Below are 16,267 nucleotides of genomic sequence, written 5' to 3'. Positions count from 1 at the left end.
GTCAGGGCTTGACGGCGACGCTGATGGTGTAGCGCCAGGTTTCCTGGTGCCGGTACATCTCCACCCCGCTCATCGCGTTGACCAGGGCGTCCCCGCGGCCCACCGCGCGGGCGAGCGCGTACGGCAGGCGGCCGAGCACCGAGAACGCGTACAGCATGGGCAGGATGTTCGCCGTCACGTCGTGGACCGACTCGACCGCGAAGCCCGTCCGCCCCAGGAGCCGCTCCAACTCGCCGTGCGTCATCGCGAGCATCCCCGCCATGCCGGACAGCTCGCAGACCCGCACCAGCGCGGATCGCGCCTTCGGCGTGAGCCGGTCCTGCGGGGTGCTCGCGTACTCGAACATCACCAGCCTGCCGCCGGGCCGCAGGACGCGGAAGAACTCGGCGAGCCCCCGCGCCGGCTCGGGCGAGTGGACGAACGACTCCATGGTGTAGACGCCGTCGAACGAGGCATCGGCGAACGGGAGTGCGTGATAGTCGGCCCGCAGGAAGCGCGTGCGCCCGCCCGGGCCGCCCGCCCGGGCCGAGCGCTGCCGGGCGATGGCCAGGTCCGGCTCGATCCCGTCGATCCCCGTGACGTACGCCCCGCTCGCCCGGGCCACCGTACGGGCCGTGTCGCCCACCCCGCACCCCGCGTCGAGCACCGACGACCCTGCGGGCAGGGCCAGCTTGCGGGCGGTGACGAGCTCCATGCGACGCATGGCGGCCGTGAACCGCCAGGGCGGGTCACCGGGCTCGTACCAGCCGAAGTGCCGCGTCCGGCCGAGGAGAGCCGCATAGCCGAAGCGCGAGCCGAACGCCCGGTAGTACGGCAGTACGTTCTGACGGTAGTGGGCATCCGTCGAGCAGGTCGCCATGCCCGTCATCCTTCCCCCGCCACCCCTGCGAATGCGGGCCGCCCCCCGCTTCAGTCCTGCGGGTGACGGCGGCAGGCCGGGCCGGTTGACCCTTCCCTTACGTCAGGCTGCAGGCTGTACGCCGACGAAAGGGCAGGTGCATGAGCTATTCCGTGGGACAGGTGTCGGCCTTCGCCGGGGTGACGGTGCGGACGCTGCACCACTACGACCGGGCGGGGCTGCTCACGCCGCGCGGCCGCAGCCACGCCGGCTACCGCCTCTACAGCGACGCCGATCTGGCCCGCCTGCAGCAGATCCTCTTCTACCGGGAACTCGGCTTCTGTCTGGAGGAGATCGCCACCATCCTGCAGGACCCGCAGGCCAACGCCCTGGACCACCTCAGGGCCCGGCAACGGCAGCTGCGCGAGGAGGCCGCCCGGCTGCAACGGCTCGCCGAGGTCGCCGAGCGGGCCATCGAGGTCCAGCAGACGGGGGTGTCCCTGAGCCCGCAGGAGCGCTTCGAGGTCTTCGGCGAGGTCGCCTTCGACCTCAGCTATGCCACCGAGGCCCACCTGAAGTGGGCCGGCTCCGAGGGTCACCGCGAGTCGATGGCGCGGGCCGCGGCCCACAGCAAGGAGGACTGGCGGCAGCTGATGAGCGAAGCCACCGCCTGGCGCGCCGAACTGCTCGCCGCCTTCGACGAGCGCGAGCCCGCCGACGGCGAGCGGGTCATGGACCTCGCCGAGGAGCACCGCCTGCACATCTCGCGCTGGTTCACCTCGTGCCCGCCCCTCATGCACCGGCGCATCGCCGACGACTTCGCCGCCGACCCGCGCGCCTTCGCCCTCGTCGTCCCGCCCTCGCAGCAGCGGCCGGGCCTCGCCGCCTACCTGCGCAAGGCCGTGCACGCCAACGCCGCCCGCCGCGAGGCGCGCACCGTACCGACCGGCGTGGGAGGGCCGGCTGATCAGCAGCCAGGGCGCCCCGGCGAGCCGGGCGGCCACTGCTCGGAAGCCACTCAAGGCGCGCACTGACACGCCACACCCGGCCCTCCCGGCCGTATCACACCTGATGGAGCACTGATGAGGATCCTGATCGCCGCGGCCGGCTCGCGCGGTGACATCGCCCCCTACACGGGCCTGGGCGCCGCGCTGCGCCGGGCCGGCCACGACGTCGCCCTTGCCGCCCCGGAGCCCTTCGCGGACCTGGTGGCACGCGCCGGCCTCGACTTCCGCCGCCTGCCCGGCCGCCCCGAGGCCCACGGCGACGTCGGCGACCGGCGCGCCCTGATGCGCAGCGCCGCCACCTTCGTCACCGAGCTCGGCCAGGGCTTCGCCGACGCCGTCACCGACGACACCGACCTGCTGTTGCTGTCCGCCACCACGGCCCCGCTCGGCTGGCACCTCACCGAGGCCACGGGCACCGCGAGCCTCGGCGTCTACCTCCAGCCCACCGCACCGACCGGCGACTTCCCGCCCGTCGTCACCGGCGCCCGCTCCCTGGGGCGCCTGGGCAACCGCGCGGCCGGCCGCTTCGCGCTGCGCATGGCCGACCGCGTCTTCGCACCCGCCACCGCCGCCCTGCGCCGCCGCCTCGGCCTTCCCCCGCTCACCCCCGCAGCGGCCCGGCGCCGGCAGGAAGCGGCGAACTGGCCCGTCCTGCACGGCTTCAGCACCGCCCTCGTCCCGCGCCCGTCCGACTGGCGCGACGGTCTTCAGGTCGTCGGCACCTGGTGGCCGCACGTCGACGAGAGCGAGCGGCTGCCCGCGGACCTGGAGGACTTCCTCGCCGCCGGACCACCGCCCGTGGTCGTCGGTTTCGGCTCCATGGCCGGCAGCGAGGGGGAGCGGCTGAGCGAGCTCGCCGTGGCCGCCCTGCGCCGGGCCGGGCTGCGCGGCATCCTGCAGAACGGCAGCGCGGGCCTCGCGGCCGCGGGCGACGACCTGCTGACCGTGGGCGACCTGCCGCACGCGCTGCTGTTCCCGCGCGTCGCCGCGGTGGTCCACCACGCCGGCGCGGGCACCTCGGCGGCCGCGCTGCGCGCCGGCGTCCCGGCGGTGCCCGTCCCGGTGGCCGCGGACCAACCGTTCTGGGCCGGCCGGCTCGCCGCCCTCGGCGCGGCCACCGCACCGATCCCCTTCAAGGAACTGACCGCGCAGCGCCTCGGCGACGCCCTCCGCGACGCCGTACGGGACGGAACGTACGCCCGCGCCGCCGCCACCGCGGCCCGGCACATGGCGAGCGAGGACGCCGCGGCCCGCACCCTGCAGGCCGTCGAGCGGCTGGCGCAGCCGCCCTCCGGAGCGTCCGTCACCGGCAACGGCGCCGCCAGTAGCCGTAGGTGAGCGCCAGGACCAGCGGCCCCCATGTCACGAACAGGGCGCTGACCGTGTCGGCCAGGATCTGCCACCACACGTTGTCGTACGGTCCGGCCGCCCAGCCCTCGACGCGGAAGACGGCCAACCACCAGTCGACCAACAGGTACATCAGGCCCAGGCCCGCGACCGTCGCGGGGACGATCACGGCCATCGGCGGAATGCGCCGTCCCCCCAGCCGTGGCACCCACGTGGGAACGGTCTCCCCCCACCGGCTCACCAGTCCGCGGCACGCCAGGGCGAACAGCTCGGTGAGGAGACTGAGCGTGCCGACGTAGAGGACGCCCGCCCACACCGGCCCCGGCATGGGGCCGAGGTCGAGCCCCATCGTGTACCCGAAGCCGATGGGCAGCCGCCACAGGCACACGGGCAGCGCGAGCCATGGCAGGAGCCGGGCGATCCGCGTCGCCCACGGCGGCACGGGCCGCTCGGTGGTCGGGGCGGGAACCGTCATGGTCGGTGAGGGGGCTGCACGCATCGGGATCGTCCTTCGGCCGGGCGCCGGGGCGGCCCCGGGCGCTGACTCGAAGATCGCAAACGGTCCTCGCCGGCGGCGTCGGCCGCGCGCAGGAGGCCGCTCCGCCGCGCGGCGGAGCGGCCTCCTGCCGACCGTACGGCCTGCGACCAAGGTCCCGGGCGGGACGGGACCGCACGCACAGGCGCCCGGTGCGCTCGGGCCCGTAGGGTCGGCAGGGCGGCGTTCGGGAACGGGAAGAACGCGGCGCACGGAACGTGAGAGAGCACACGATGACTTCGCACCTCCCCACCGGCACGGGCACCTGGCACGGCGACGAGCTCGACGTGGACGCCTACCTCGGCCGCATCGGCTTCACCGGTGAGCGCACCGCGACGCTCGCCACGCTGCGCCGCCTGGTGCGGGCCCACACCACGTCGATCCCCTTCGAGAACGTCCACGCGGTCCTGGGCCGGCCGCTGCCCCTGGACCTCGCCTCCCTCCAGGAGCGGATCGTCCGCAGGCGCCGGGGCGGGTACTGCTTCGAGCACGTGCTGCTCCTCGCGGCGGCGCTGGAGCGCCTCGGGTTCGAGGTCGACGGGATCTCCGGGCGGGTGACGCTCGGCAGCGGCCGGTGGACCCCGGCGACCCACGCCATGCTGGTCGTGCGCAGCACCGACGACGACCGCCACTGGCTGTGCGACGTGGGCTTCGGCGGCGGCCCCACCGAGCCGGTCGAGCTCGCCGACGGAGCCGAAGTGGACGCCGACGGCTGGCGGTTCCGGCTCGAACGGCGGCCCGGCACCCTCGTCGACGCGTGGTGGCTCCACCAGCACGGCCCGGACGGCTGGACGGACCGGCACACCTTCTCCCTCGCGCCGCGCTATCCCATCGACTACGTGATGGGAAGCCACTACGTGGGCACGCACCCGCGCTCGCCGTTCGTCAAGCGGATCTTCGCCCAGCGGTTCACCGGGACCGAGCACCACCAGCTGGACGCCACCACGTGGACGACGATCCGCCCCGACGGCTCCCGGACGTCCAAGGAGATCGCCCCGTCCGAGCTGGGGCAGGTCCTGAAGGAGACGTTCGACATCGCGCTGGAGCCGGACGAGCTCGCCCAACTCACCGCCTGAAGGCCGTCAGTGGCCGCCGCGGGGCGGCTCGCAGCCGGTGCCGTCGGGGTAGCCGCCGAAGGCCTCCGCCCGGATCGAGCCGGAACTCATCGTGCCTTCCAGGCACAGCGAGGCGGCGTCGACGAGGAAGCCGACGCCGGTGGCGCCGTTCTGGTACGAGCGCACCTTCTCGGCGGGGTAGCCGAGGGCGATGAGCGCGCGGCGGGTGCTCTCCGGGGCGAAGTCGCCGCGCCCGCGCAGGGGTTCCAGGGCGCCCTTGACGCGGCCGGCGGCCGCCAGTCCCTCGCACCGCTTCTGCCCGTGCAGGGGGAGGGGCACCTTGAAGCCGTGGTTCTCGGCGTAGTGGTCGGCGGGCGGCCCCTCCGGGGTCGAGGAGCCCGACGTCGAGCGCGGGGTCGCAAGACGGCTCTCGCCCGGGCAGGGGAAGTCCGCCGCTGCGCTCGCCGCCGCCGACGCGCTCGGCGAGGCCTTGGCACCGGCGGCGTCGCTGCCTGCCCGTTCCGTCCCGCACCCGGCCGCCAGCACGGCCAGCACCGCCACCGGCAGCACCCCGAGCCGTGCCCTCGTCGCCTTGATCCTCGTCATGTCCCGACCCTCCCCGGGGCAACGGTGGTTGTCATGAGTACGCGTACTCATACGCGCTCGCGCTCGCGCAGCCACGCCAGCAGGTCCTCGTGCCGGAACTGGTAGACCGTGCCGGCCGAGCGCAGCAGGCCGATGCGGTGGCACCAGCGCAGGAAGCCCACGACGTTCCAGGGGAGCCGGCCGCGGGTGGCCAGGACCACGCCGGCGTACTGGCGGGTGACGTCGGCGACGAAGCCGGGGCCGGCCGCCAGGCCGCAGGCGAGGGACGTGGGCACGGCCAGCGGCCAGCCGACGCGGAGCCAGGGCACGCTCAGCGTGGCGTACAGCGCGATGCCGGTGACGATGACGCCGGCGACCAGGCCGGCCGCCGCGTCGCCCCGCAAGGGGGCGAGCGGGGTGGGGGCGCCGGGCGGGTCCGGGTCGGGGGCGCCGCCGTCGGCGCGACGGGCGGCCCACAGGCCCAGCGGGACACCTACTGCCAGGGCCAGCGCCCCGCCGCCGCAGCCCGCGATCACCCCGATGACGTCGCCGAGGGGGCCGGCGAGGCGGCCGGCGGCGACCGTCGGGCCCAGGGCGACGGGCAGCCCGCCGGCCACCAGGAACCGGCGGTCGATGTCGGCCCGGACCGACAGGGCCAGGCCGAAGCCGAAGACGAGCGCGAAGGCGGTGGCGGCCGCACCCGCGTACCCCGCGCCGAACAGCGGGACGAGCGGCGGCATCAGCACACAACCGAGCAGGGCACCGAGGCCGATCCGCTGCCAGCCGAGCGCGCTGCGCAGACGCTGGTGCAGGACGCGCCGGGGCTGGATGGCACGGGCCCGAGCGCCCCACGCGGCCACGAGCGGGGCGGGAACCAGCAGGAGCAGCAGCAGGGTGCCGGGGAAGGGGAAGCCCCCTCGCTGCCGCAGGCACAGCGCGAGCAGCACGAACGCCGGCAGCCAGCAGACCAGGGTGAGCGCGGCGGCGGCGTACCGGGCCGCGCGCGGGCCCGCCACCGGCCACAGGCGGTGGACGGCCAGGTCCCGGCCGGCCGGGCCGCCGTGCAGATGGGCGGCGAACAGGCGCAGCCAGCGCGTGACCGCCTCCGCGTCGGGATACGGCTGGGCGCCGTGCCCGGGGTCCGGCCGGCACAAGGTCGGCACGAGCCGGGCGAGCAGCACGTCGCGCAGCCGGCGCACCTGCGCCTCGCAGGCCGGTACGCCGATGAACGACCGCAGGACGCGGGCCCCCTCCTCGGACTGGGAGGTGATCGACGCAAGGGTGAGCATCCAGGGTGAGCCGAGCGTTGCGCCGAGCGCGGTGTCCGGCTCCGACAGTTCGGCGTCCAGCCCGGCGAGCCGGGACCGGTCGTGGGCCCGCTGGTGGAGGTAGTGCCGGCGGTCCGGCGCGCCGACCGCGTCGATGCGTACCGTGGCGCAGTCGAGCAGCCGCTCGCCGTCCCGGCCGAGGGCGGTGTAGTCCTCCTCCCGGCAGGTCAGCACGAGCGGCCCCGTGAACTCGTTGAACTGTGCGAGCGCGGCCGCGGCGTGGCGCCGGCCGGTGCCGGCCTCGTCCATCTCGTCCAGCCCGTCGAGCACGGGCAGGACCCGGCCGAAGGCGAGCAGGTCACGGGCCGCGGTCTCGGAACCGCCCAGGTACTCGCGGGCCAGGAGGGCGGCGAACCAGTCGGCGAACGGCGTGGCGGTGTCCCACCCGGCGAGCCCGGCCGGTACGGGCACCGGGCCCTCGGAGCGCTCCTGCGCCAGCAGCCGGTGGGCGAGCTCGTTGGCGAGCAGCGTCTTGCCCGCACCGGGCCCACCGGTGACGACGAGCCGCTGCGGCCGCAGGGCGGCGAAGTAGCGGGCGATGCCCTCGAAGTCGCCCGCGGGCGGGGCGGAGCGGGGCCCGCGGCCGGTGTCCGGCAGCGTGGTGAAGGTGACGTTGATGGCCACCGTGTCCCGGCCCAGCAGTTGCCTGCGCCGCTCGCCCGCCTCCTGGCGGACGGTCTCGGCGAGGGCCTGCCGGGCGGCCGCCCTGGCCGCGCCGGGCCACCGGGGCCGCCGCACCCGGACGACGGCCCACGCCGCCAGGGTGCCGGCGGCCGCCGCGGCGGGCAGCCGGACGGCCTCCGGCTGCCGGGCGAGGAGGCCGAGGAGGACGACCAGTGCCGCAAGGACGGCCGCGGCCCCGGCCGCCGCGGCCGTCCGCGCCCGGTGGGCACGGGAGACGGGGGCCATCGCGAGGGGCGAGAACGCGGGCTCGGCAGCCTCCTCGCTGCTCATGGGCGCGGGGACGTCCTCGGCGAAGCAGCGGACGCCCTCCTCATCGAGGACCCGGCGAAAGCCCGGCAGGGCGAGGAGCGTGGTGACGGGGACGGCGTCCAGGACGTTCGCGGTGTCCCCGATCTTCCTGTCCGTGGCCAGGACGGCCACCAGCAGGGAGCCGCAGAAGACGGCCGTGCCCGAGGCGCCGCTCCAGTGGGAGCCGCCACCGGCCGCGCGCCGGGGGACGATGCCCGTGTCCACGTGCACGGTGACCATGCCGGACTTGAGCGCGTGCAACGGATCCACGTGGCCGCGCACCGCCAGAGTGTCGCGCCGCCTCGGCCTCGCGCGGTCCGTGGCGGCGTCGGGGAAGCCCAGCCCCAGGCACGGCACGCGGGCCTCGCCGGCGATCCGGCCGAACCGTACGGGCTCCCCGCCCGGGGGCCGCCACGCGGGATCGACGATCCGCAGCAGCGCGCCGTCCTGTTCGGGGTGGACGGTGAGGTTGACGGGGCCGGCGGGCCAGACCCGCTCGGCCGCCATCCAGGTCGTACCGCCCGTGGGGTCCAGGAGCCGGACCCGCACCTGCTGCTGCGCCGGGGTGTCGGCCACCGCGTGGTGGGCGGTGAGCACCAGCCGGGAGGAGATCAGGTAGCCGGTGCCGACGCGGTGGCGGTCCGGGGAGGGAGCCCAGACCTCCACGACCCGTGACCGTTCCACCGGCCTACTCCGGCAGCCCGTCCACGGTGCCGGAGATCTTCGCGTCCTCGTCGTCGGCGTCGACGGGCTGGAGGGTGAAGGTGATCCGGTGGGTGCGCTCCGAGGTCCGTCTGCCGTCGGCCTCGCCGGTCCAGGGCAGGACGAACACCTTCGTCCGCGCCCCGGCCTCCTTCTTCACGGCCACGGTCATCTCCAGCTCCACCGGGCCCACCTTGAACTTCAGCGGCTCGTCCCGGCCGTCCTGCATGGCCTGCTGCAACTGGGCGCGGATCGCGCCGACGGTTTCCCCCAACTCCGCCCAAGGTTCCTGCGACATGCCCCGCCCCACCCCTGTCGATCCGGTCCGTTGATCCGATCGGCGTCGAAGATAGCCGATGCCGGCGCGCCCGCCCGTGCGTGAGCCGCGTCTCACCGTGCCGGGGCCCTCTTGCCTATGAAACGAGTTGCATAGAGGATCCGGCGTATGGCGCTCGAGCACGCGATCCTCGTCTCCCTGCTGGAGAAGCCGGGTTCCGGATATGAGCTGGCCCGGCGGTTCGACCGCTCCATCGGCTACTTCTGGACCGCGACCCACCAGCAGATCTACCGCGTCCTCAAGCGGATGGAGGGCGACGGCTGGGTCGAGGCGCGCGAGGTGGCGCAGCAGGGCAGGCCGGACAAGAAGCACTATGCGGTGGCCGGCCCCGGACGGGCCGCGCTCGCCGCATGGCTGCACGAGCCGATCGAGCCCGAGAGCGTCCGGCACGACCTCGCCGTGAAGATCCGCGGTGCCGCCTTCGACGACCCGTCCGCCCTCATGCGCCAGGTCGAGCGCTACCACCAGCTGCACTCCGAACGCCTGGCGCACTACCTCGCGGGGGAGTCGCGCGACTTCACCGGTCCCGACGCCCCCGCGCCCCTGGACGACATGCAGGAGCTGCAGCACGTCGTGCTGCGCGGCGGCATCGCCTACGAGCGGATGACGCTCGCCTGGCTGGAGGACGTGCTCGCCACCCTCCGCCGCATCCGGGCGGCACGGGCCGCCGGGCGTCCGGGCCCGTAGGACCGCACTCCACGCCCCCACCGACAGCGCCACCCACCGTCCCTCACCCCCGACCCCAGCCGGAAAGGCGACCAGTCATGGCCGACCAGCTCCTGTTCAACCCGCGCACCTACGACCCGGCGCACTTCGACCCCGAGACCCGCCGGCTGCTGCGCGCCACCGTCGACTGGTTCGAGACGCGCGGCAAGCGCAAGCTGATCGAGGACTACCGCTCCCGCGCCTGGCTGTCCGACTTCCTCGCCTTCTCCGCCAAGGAGGGTCTGTTCGCGACCTTCCTCACCCCCGCCGCTGCCGCCGGCGACAGCGCGGACAAGCGCTGGGACACCGCCCGCATCGCCGCCCTCAACGAGATATTCGGCTTCTACGGGCTCGACTACTGGTACGCCTGGCAGGTCACCATGCTCGGCCTCGGCCCGGTCTGGCAGAGCGACAACGCCGCCGCCCGCACCCGCGCCGCCGAACTGCTCGACCAGGGCGAGGTGTTCGCCTTCGGCCTGTCGGAGAAGACCCACGGCGCCGACATCTACTCCACCGACATGCTGCTGGAGCCCGACGGCGAGGGCGGCTTCCGTGCCACCGGCTCGAAGTACTACATCGGCAACGGCAACGCCGCCGGCCTCGTCTCCGTCTTCGGTCGCCGCACCGACGTCGAGGGCCCCGACGGCTACGTCTTCTTCGCCGCCGACAGCCGCCACGCGGCGTACCACCTGGTCAAGAACGTCGTCGACTCCTCGAAGTACGTCAGCGAGTTCCGCCTGGAGAACTACCCCGTCGCCGCCGAGGACGTCCTGCACACCGGGCAGGCCGCGTTCGACGCCGCCCTGAACACCGTCAACGTCGGCAAGTTCAACCTGTGCACCGCCTCCATCGGCATCTGCGAGCACGCGATGTACGAGGCCGTCACCCACGCCCACAACCGCATCCTCTACGGCCGCCCCGTCACCGCCTTCCCGCACGTGCGCCGCGAGCTGACCGATGCGTACGTCCGCCTCGTCGGCATGAAGCTCTTCAGCGACCGCGCCGTGGACTACTTCCGCACCGCCGGCCCCGACGACCGCCGCTACCTGCTCTTCAACCCCATGACGAAGATGAAGGTGACGACCGAGGGCGAGAAGGTCATCGACCTCATGTGGGACGTCATCGCCGCCAAGGGCTTCGAGAAGGACACCTACTTCGCCCAGGCCGCCAGCGAGATCCGCGGCCTGCCGAAGCTGGAGGGCACGGTCCACGTCAACCTCGCGCTGATCCTCAAGTTCATGGGCAACCACCTGCTGAACCCGGCGCAGTACGCGCCCGTCCCCACGCGCCTCGACGCGGCCGACGACGCCTTCCTCTTCCGGCAGGGACCGGCCCGCGGCCTGGGCTCCGTGCGCTTCCACGACTGGCGCACCGCCTACGACGGCTACGCGCACCTGCCGAACGTCGCCCGCTTCCGCGAGCAGGCCGACGCCCTGTGCACCTTCGTCACCACCGCGGCCCCCGACAAGGAGCAGAGCCGCGACCTGGACCTGCTGCTCGCCGTCGGCCAGCTCTTCGCCCTGGTCGTGCACGGCCAGCTGATCCTGGAGCAGGCCGCCCTGACCGGCGCCGAGGAGGACGTGCTCGACGAGCTGTTCGCCGTCCTCGTCCGCGACTTCTCCGCCTACGCCGTCGAGCTGCATGGCAAGGACTCCGCCACCGAGCAGCAGCAGACCTGGGCCCTGGGCGCGGTACGCCGTCCCGTGGTCGACGCGGCCCGCTCGGCACGGGTCTGGGAGCGTGTCGAGGCGCTGGCGGGCGCCTACGAGATGGCGCCGTAAGCGCGCCGGAACGGGCGAACGCCGGGGGAAGCACGGCTTCCCCCGGCGTTCGTCTCCTCCCCCGTTTCCTCCTTCACCCCCGGCGGCCCAGCGCCTTGGCGCGCCCGTGCGCCCAGCCCGTGAGCACCACGCCGACGGCGACGAGGACGGCATGCCCCACCAGAGCCGGCCACAGGCCGCCGGGCAGCCAGGCCAGCAGCCCCCGGTCGTCGTGGTGGACCAGGAGCCGGATGAGCCCCTGGAGGAAGAGCGTCGCCAGGATGGCGCCGAGCCCCTGCAGGGCGTCGTACTTCATGATCTCTGCTACCCCCTCGGTGATGACGTTACGAACGTATCAACCGGAGAGTGGGAAAAGCCTGCCCAGCAGGCGTGGAATTGCCTTTGCGTCACACTATTTTCGACGCTAGGTTGCGTCTCGTGCGTGACGAAAATGCGGCCCGCTGCGCCATGTGCGCCACCGGCCTGGCCCCCGCACGGCGGGGCCGGCCCGCCCTGTACTGCTCCCGCAGCTGCCAGGCCCGCGCGTACCGCCGGCGCAGGCAGCACCTGCCCGCCCCCGGCGGCCCACCGGCACCCCAGCCGCCGCCGAGCGGCACCCGGGAGCGGCAGCGGCGCCGGATCGCCGAGGCGGTGTGGCGCATCGCCGCCGAGGAGGGCCTGGACGCGGCGAGCATGCGCCGGATCGCGGCCGGGGCCGGGGTGTCGCTGCGCGTGGTGCAGTACCACTTCGACAGCAAGCACGCCCTCTTCGTCGACGCGCTGCGGATGCTGCACGAGGAGAACGAACGGCTGGCCCTCACCCGCGTACCGGCAGGCAGGCAGGATCCGCGGGGGCTGCTGCGGGCGCTGCTGGACGAGTTCCTGCCGCTGGACGAGCAACGGGCGCGCGCCCTGCGGGTCTTCGCGGCCTACTACGCCCGCAGCCTGACCGACCCCGCCCTCGCCGCCGTCTTCCTCGCCGCCGAAGCGCCGCTCGAGGAGCTGGTCGCCGGCATCGTCGAGGCCGGCCGGGAGGCCGGCGGCACGGCACCCGGCATCGACGCGCGGCACGAGGCCGACCTGCTCGTGTCGGGCGCCACCGGCCTGGGCATGGACGTCGTGCACGGGCGCCGCTCCCTGGCCGACGCGCGCGCGGTACTGGACTACCACCTGGCCCGCATCTTCCCGCCGCCCGCCCCCGGCGGGACGCCCTGACGGCCGCCGTCGGTCACTCGTTCGCACCGCTTGTCCGCCGACTGCGGTCATCAGAGCGCTATGTTCACTGTGTGTAGATATGCTATGAATCGTGATCAAGTCAGGAGGGCCGAGGTCCCGTCGACACCCCGGCCGCAGGCGGCTCACCCTGATGTCCCCCGTGGTCCTGACCGTCGTCATCGCCGGCCTGGCGTACGCCACCCCGCCGAGCATGGCCTTCAGCCGCCTGCTCCCCGCGGCCCCCGCCTTCGCCGCCGCCATGTGGCCCGTGCTCCCCACCGTCCTGCTGGGCACGGTCTGCCTCTTCCTCATGATCGGCCTCGGCTTCGTCTTCCCGGGCCTGAACACGTGGTGGACCTCCGCCGGGATCGTCGCCGTCACCGTGGCGGCCGCCTACGGAAGCCACGTGCGGCTCCTGCGCGAACGCACCCTCTTCCAGGTCCGGCTCGTCGCCGACGCCGCCCAGCAGGTCGTCCTCAGCCCCATGCCGCGCCGCTGCGCCGGCATCGACATCGAATCCCTGTACCTCGCGGCCGCCGCCGAGGCCCGCATCGGAGGCGACTTCTACGAGGTCGTCGAGTCCCGGCACGGCGTGCGGCTGCTCATCGGCGACGTGCGGGGCAAGGGACTGCCGGCGGTGGGCTCGGCCGCGGCGATCGTCAACGCCTTCCGTGAGGCCGCCTACGACGAGACCGACCTGGCCGACATCGCACGCCGTCTGGAGGCCAGCAGCACCCGCTACAGCGCCGCCTTCCCGCCCGACGACATGATGGAGCGCTTCGCCACCGTCCTCCTCGTCGAGGTCCCCCACGAGGGCACCCGCGTCCGCGTCCTGAACTGCGGGCACCCCCCGCCCCTGCTGCTCAAGCGCAAGGAACTGCTCGTCCTCGAACCCAGCGCTCCCTCGCCGCTGGTCGACCTCGCCGACCTCATCGGTGACAACTACAGCGTCGACACCTTCGACGTCACCCCCGGCGACCTGCTGCTCCTGTACACCGACGGTGTCACCGAGGCCCGCAACGGCACCGGCGACTTCTTCCCGCTGACCGCCTGGATGAGCCGGCAGTCCCCCGACCACCCCCGGCAGCTGCTCGACGCCCTGCACCGCGACCTCCTGCGCTACAGCGGGGGAGCCCTCGACGACGACATCGCCGCGCTCGGCGTGCGCCTGCCGGGGCCGCCGGAGGAGCCGGACGGAGCGCGGTGACGACGTCCGGCGCTCAGCCCGCCGCCGGCGGCATGGCTGCCAGGGCGGCCTGCGCGATGCCCCGGGCCCCGGTCTCGCAGGAGGCGTGCCTGGTGCTGTCCAGGAAGACCCGCACCGCGAGGTTGCCGTCGTTCTTCCGCTGCTCCGAGCGCTGCAGCTCCCACGTGACGGCGGCGCTGGGGGAGTAGTTCCAGCCGTCCATCCGGGGCTGGTCCCTGTCGTGCCAGGAGCACTCGGTCTTCGCGCTTTCCGTGTCCTCGAAGGTCCTTGTCCTTGCGCCGCTCCTCCCGCAGCGGGAGCCGGGCCACGGCCTCCGAGCACACCGGCATCGTCACGTACTTGTCCGGCGAGCCGATCAGTGCGCCCGTGCGGGTCAGCTTCGTGTCGTGGTCGGCCGCGCGGGCGATGCCGAAGTCGACGACCCGGACGCTGTCCTCGGTCAGGAGCACGTTCGAGGGCTTGAGGTCGCGGTGGACGAGCCCCGCCCGGTGGATCCGCGTCGACGACCGGCGCGGTGGAGGCGCCGGACACGCGCCGGGAGGCGTCCACCTCCCGCCGGAACCGGGAATGGAAGCCCGGGTCCTCCGCCAGATCGGCGTGCACCCGCTTGACGGCCACCAGCCGCCCGTCCGGCGCGACGCCGAGCAGGACCTGTCCCATGCCGCCCTGACCCGGCACCCCGACCGTCCGGAACGGTCCCACGTGCTCCGGCCCGTCCGCTCCCCGCGTGGCCACGCCGAATCCACCCTGCCCCGTAAGCTCGGTGGATCTTACTGAGAGCCCGCGCGAACCCTGCCCTCCGCCGCCCCGATAGCATGTTCGGACTCGCGGTGATCACCCTCATCGCCCGTACTCAGCCGGAAACGTGCTGCTCCAGCATGATGAACAACCATTTGTCCAACGTCTAGCAAACGGCCGAATAATTGACATCCATATCATCGCGAATAAATAACAGAATGACGGTCGCCGCCTGGCGCCAGCCGCGCGTAATTCTGTGGGCCGCTGTGAGTGTGGTGGCCCTCGGATTCGTCATCGCGCTGGAAATAGCCGCACGTCATTACGGCATGCGCGGGCCGATCACCAACCAGGCGCGCGAGGTGATTTTCGCTCCGAAATCCGGTCCGCTGCTCTACGGCAGCATGGCATTGATGATGGTGGTGCTGCCGTGGCGGCAGCGGTTCATCGCAGCCGGTGTCGCGGTCGGTATCGACGTCGTCTTTTTCTTGGTGCGGTGGGTTTTCGACGCCAAGATGATGTTCGGCAACGGTGCGTTGTGGGTGGTGCTGGGGTGTGCGGTCATCGCCGTCACACGCCGTACCGGCAGGGAACGCGCGCTGCTGCTCAAGGGCGTCGGGCTGGGTCTGCTGCTGGTGACCGGCCGTAAGACCGGTGACACGTGGCTGCTGATCACGTCGAAGACGCGTCCGATGGTCCTCGACCAGTACGTGGCGGTCGCCGATCACGCGCTGGGCAATCCGTCGTGGTTCGTGGGCCGGTTCGTCAGGGCCACCGGTCCGATCGGCGAACACCTCCTGGACTACGTCTACATCCAGCTTGCGGTGGCGGCGGTCCTCGTCTCGTTCTACCAACTGCGCAAGGTGGCGGCCGAGCGCCGTTTCCCGGCCCATCACCTGGTGCGGACCTTCCTGGTGATCGGCCTGCTCGGGCCGGCCATCTACATGATCTATCCGGTGGTCGGGCCGATCTTCGCCTACGGCGCCGACGGCGGGCACTGGGCCGTGGCCAACCTGTGGCCGGACACGGCGACGCCGGTGAGCGCGCCGCACCTCATGCCGTTCAACGACTTCACGCCGCGCAACTGCATGCCCAGCCTGCACACGGCGTGGGCCACCGCGATATTCATCCATTCCCGCAAGGGCCCGCGGCTGCTGCGCTTCTTCGGCGCGTTCTGGCTGATCACCACGCTGGGTGCGACGCTGGGATTCGGCTACCACTACGGCACGGACATCGTCACCGGCGTGGTCTTCACGCTCACGATCGAGGTGGCACTGCGCTCGCAGGCACGCGGCTGGGACCGGTCGGGAATCCGGCTGGCCCTTTATGGCGCGACCGTCTTCACCGCCCTCCTGCTGGCCTTCCGTTTCCTGCCGATGGAGATGGCCGGGAATCCGTGGGTGTTCGGGCCCCTCGTCCTTCTCGCGATGGCCTCGGTGATCTACGGCTACGTACGGACCACCAGGCAATGGGAACCGCGGACCACCGCACCGGTACGGCACCCGGAACCGCAACCCGAACTGGTGTGAACCACGGCCCGGTGTGACGCTGGAAGGGGAGGAGATCTCCGCAGGAAAGGCGGGAGCGGTCATGGCCGGGCTGTGGAAGAAAAAGCACCGGGCCGTCCACGAGCCGACCGCGCAGGAACGCGAGCGGCAGGAGCGGGCGGCGAAGGCCGAGAACGACCGGGAAATGGCGCGGGGAGAGGTCTACAGGCCCCCGCCCGAGCGGAACGTCCTCGGCTGGGACCACCGCCGCGACTAGGCCGTGTCCGGCGGATCACGCAGTGCCCCGCGCCCCTACGGGGCGCCGTGGTGGCGTGTGACGAAGATCCGCCGGACACGGCCTAGGGCACGGCACTGCGTCTGCGGGCGCGTCGCCGGCCGGTCGCGCCCACGCGGCGCAGCCGCAGATCGACACCGTCCCGCGCCCCTACGGG

At 73.2% G+C, this 16,267-nt stretch carries 16 protein-coding genes and 1 pseudogene; 9 read left to right on the top strand and 8 right to left on the bottom strand.

Annotated features, from left to right (window positions below; translation table 11 throughout):
- Position 1: 1 nt before the first annotated feature.
- Positions 2–859, bottom strand: coding sequence for a methyltransferase domain-containing protein (locus tag AB0K17_RS08880; RefSeq protein ID WP_365968182.1), 858 nt, complete (start codon positions 857–859; stop codon positions 2–4).
- Between the two features lie 140 nt (positions 860–999).
- On the opposite strand from AB0K17_RS08880, the gene AB0K17_RS08875 reads away from it, so the two are divergent.
- Both AB0K17_RS08875 and AB0K17_RS08870 read left to right on the top strand, forming a co-directional pair.
- Complete coding sequence (locus AB0K17_RS08875; RefSeq protein WP_365968183.1) at positions 1,000–1,872, top strand: MerR family transcriptional regulator; 873 nt, start codon at positions 1,000–1,002, stop codon at positions 1,870–1,872.
- 48 nt (positions 1,873–1,920) lie between these two features.
- The gene (locus AB0K17_RS08870) at positions 1,921–3,183 is read left to right on the top strand and encodes a glycosyltransferase (protein ID WP_365982587.1); all 1,263 of its coding nucleotides are present in this window, start codon (positions 1,921–1,923) and stop codon (positions 3,181–3,183) included.
- Here AB0K17_RS08870 and AB0K17_RS08865 read toward each other — a convergent pair.
- Entirely contained in the window at positions 3,149–3,691 is a 543-nt protein-coding gene (locus tag AB0K17_RS08865; RefSeq protein WP_365982586.1) for a hypothetical protein, read from the bottom strand. The genes AB0K17_RS08870 and AB0K17_RS08865 overlap by 35 nt on opposite strands.
- Positions 3,692–3,960: 269 nt before the next feature.
- Between AB0K17_RS08865 and AB0K17_RS08860 the strand changes: the two genes are divergently transcribed.
- Positions 3,961–4,803, top strand: coding sequence for an arylamine N-acetyltransferase (locus AB0K17_RS08860; RefSeq protein WP_365982585.1), 843 nt, complete (start codon positions 3,961–3,963; stop codon positions 4,801–4,803).
- A gap of 6 nt (positions 4,804–4,809) precedes the next feature.
- On the opposite strand, the gene AB0K17_RS08855 is transcribed toward AB0K17_RS08860, so the two are convergent.
- The 3 genes from AB0K17_RS08855 to AB0K17_RS08845 are packed head-to-tail and all read right to left on the bottom strand — an operon-like array spanning position 4,810 to position 8,667.
- Positions 4,810–5,388, bottom strand: a complete 579-nt coding sequence (locus tag AB0K17_RS08855; protein WP_365982584.1) for a hypothetical protein — start codon at positions 5,386–5,388, stop codon at positions 4,810–4,812.
- A gap of 47 nt (positions 5,389–5,435) precedes the next feature.
- Positions 5,436–8,351, bottom strand: coding sequence for a hypothetical protein (locus tag AB0K17_RS08850; protein ID WP_365982583.1), 2,916 nt, complete (start codon positions 8,349–8,351; stop codon positions 5,436–5,438).
- A gap of 4 nt (positions 8,352–8,355) precedes the next feature.
- Positions 8,356–8,667: a trypco2 family protein gene (locus tag AB0K17_RS08845; protein ID WP_365968189.1), complete on the bottom strand. Its 312-nt coding sequence runs from the start codon at positions 8,665–8,667 to the stop codon at positions 8,356–8,358.
- Between the two features lie 147 nt (positions 8,668–8,814).
- Here AB0K17_RS08845 and AB0K17_RS08840 point away from each other — a divergent pair, with 147 nt between their 5' ends.
- Both AB0K17_RS08840 and AB0K17_RS08835 read left to right on the top strand, forming a co-directional pair.
- The gene (locus AB0K17_RS08840) at positions 8,815–9,393 is read left to right on the top strand and encodes a PadR family transcriptional regulator (RefSeq protein ID WP_365968190.1); all 579 of its coding nucleotides are present in this window, start codon (positions 8,815–8,817) and stop codon (positions 9,391–9,393) included.
- A 77-nt stretch (positions 9,394–9,470) separates the two neighbouring features.
- The gene (locus AB0K17_RS08835) at positions 9,471–11,192 is read left to right on the top strand and encodes an acyl-CoA dehydrogenase family protein (RefSeq protein ID WP_365968191.1); all 1,722 of its coding nucleotides are present in this window, start codon (positions 9,471–9,473) and stop codon (positions 11,190–11,192) included.
- A 73-nt stretch (positions 11,193–11,265) separates the two neighbouring features.
- Here AB0K17_RS08835 and AB0K17_RS08830 read toward each other — a convergent pair whose 3' ends face one another.
- Positions 11,266–11,487, bottom strand: a complete 222-nt coding sequence (locus tag AB0K17_RS08830) for a hypothetical protein (RefSeq protein ID WP_365968192.1) — start codon at positions 11,485–11,487, stop codon at positions 11,266–11,268.
- A 122-nt stretch (positions 11,488–11,609) separates the two neighbouring features.
- Between AB0K17_RS08830 and AB0K17_RS08825 the strand changes: the two genes are divergently transcribed.
- Positions 11,610–12,386: a TetR/AcrR family transcriptional regulator gene (locus AB0K17_RS08825; protein WP_365968193.1), complete on the top strand. Its 777-nt coding sequence runs from the start codon at positions 11,610–11,612 to the stop codon at positions 12,384–12,386.
- 151 nt (positions 12,387–12,537) lie between these two features.
- Positions 12,538–13,593: a PP2C family protein-serine/threonine phosphatase gene (locus AB0K17_RS08820; RefSeq protein ID WP_365968194.1), complete on the top strand. Its 1,056-nt coding sequence runs from the start codon at positions 12,538–12,540 to the stop codon at positions 13,591–13,593.
- A 13-nt stretch (positions 13,594–13,606) separates the two neighbouring features.
- Here AB0K17_RS08820 and AB0K17_RS08815 read toward each other — a convergent pair whose 3' ends face one another.
- Together AB0K17_RS08815 and AB0K17_RS08810 are read right to left on the bottom strand one after the other, a co-directional pair.
- On the bottom strand, positions 13,607–13,795 hold the full coding sequence (locus AB0K17_RS08815; RefSeq protein WP_365968197.1) for a hypothetical protein: 189 nt from the start codon (positions 13,793–13,795) through the stop codon (positions 13,607–13,609).
- Between the two features lie 142 nt (positions 13,796–13,937).
- Positions 13,938–14,328 (bottom strand): annotated as a pseudogene (locus AB0K17_RS08810) (protein kinase); the annotation flags it as partial.
- A gap of 221 nt (positions 14,329–14,549) precedes the next feature.
- On the opposite strand from AB0K17_RS08810, the gene AB0K17_RS08805 reads away from it, so the two are divergent.
- Positions 14,550–15,857: a phosphatase PAP2 family protein gene (locus AB0K17_RS08805; RefSeq protein WP_365982582.1), complete on the top strand. Its 1,308-nt coding sequence runs from the start codon at positions 14,550–14,552 to the stop codon at positions 15,855–15,857.
- A 13-nt stretch (positions 15,858–15,870) separates the two neighbouring features.
- Positions 15,871–16,092, top strand: a complete 222-nt coding sequence (locus AB0K17_RS08800) for a hypothetical protein (RefSeq protein ID WP_365982581.1) — start codon at positions 15,871–15,873, stop codon at positions 16,090–16,092.
- The last annotated feature ends 175 nt before the right edge of the window (positions 16,093–16,267 follow it).

Source organism: Streptomyces sp. NPDC049585 (assembly GCF_040675615.1).
GTDB classification, from domain to species: domain Bacteria; phylum Actinomycetota; class Actinomycetes; order Streptomycetales; family Streptomycetaceae; genus Streptomyces; species Streptomyces luteosporeus.
Note: the sequence above shows the minus strand (reverse complement) of the source record. Positions and strands in the feature narration are given on the sequence as shown.

Coding starts and splice junctions, on each gene's coding strand:
- AB0K17_RS08865 (WP_365982586.1), bottom strand. CDS start 3,691: ATGCGTGCAGCCCCCTCACCGACCATGACGGTTCCCGCCCCGACCACC.
- AB0K17_RS08820 (WP_365968194.1), top strand. CDS start 12,538: ATGTCCCCCGTGGTCCTGACCGTCGTCATCGCCGGCCTGGCGTACGCC.
- AB0K17_RS08870 (WP_365982587.1), top strand. CDS start 1,921: ATGAGGATCCTGATCGCCGCGGCCGGCTCGCGCGGTGACATCGCCCCC.
- AB0K17_RS08855 (WP_365982584.1), bottom strand. CDS start 5,388: ATGACGAGGATCAAGGCGACGAGGGCACGGCTCGGGGTGCTGCCGGTG.
- AB0K17_RS08805 (WP_365982582.1), top strand. CDS start 14,550: ATGACGGTCGCCGCCTGGCGCCAGCCGCGCGTAATTCTGTGGGCCGCT.
- AB0K17_RS08840 (WP_365968190.1), top strand. CDS start 8,815: ATGGCGCTCGAGCACGCGATCCTCGTCTCCCTGCTGGAGAAGCCGGGT.
- AB0K17_RS08815 (WP_365968197.1), bottom strand. CDS start 13,795: ATGGACGGCTGGAACTACTCCCCCAGCGCCGCCGTCACGTGGGAGCTG.
- AB0K17_RS08845 (WP_365968189.1), bottom strand. CDS start 8,667: ATGTCGCAGGAACCTTGGGCGGAGTTGGGGGAAACCGTCGGCGCGATC.
- AB0K17_RS08875 (WP_365968183.1), top strand. CDS start 1,000: ATGAGCTATTCCGTGGGACAGGTGTCGGCCTTCGCCGGGGTGACGGTG.
- AB0K17_RS08860 (WP_365982585.1), top strand. CDS start 3,961: ATGACTTCGCACCTCCCCACCGGCACGGGCACCTGGCACGGCGACGAG.
- AB0K17_RS08880 (WP_365968182.1), bottom strand. CDS start 859: ATGGCGACCTGCTCGACGGATGCCCACTACCGTCAGAACGTACTGCCG.
- AB0K17_RS08835 (WP_365968191.1), top strand. CDS start 9,471: ATGGCCGACCAGCTCCTGTTCAACCCGCGCACCTACGACCCGGCGCAC.
- AB0K17_RS08830 (WP_365968192.1), bottom strand. CDS start 11,487: ATGAAGTACGACGCCCTGCAGGGGCTCGGCGCCATCCTGGCGACGCTC.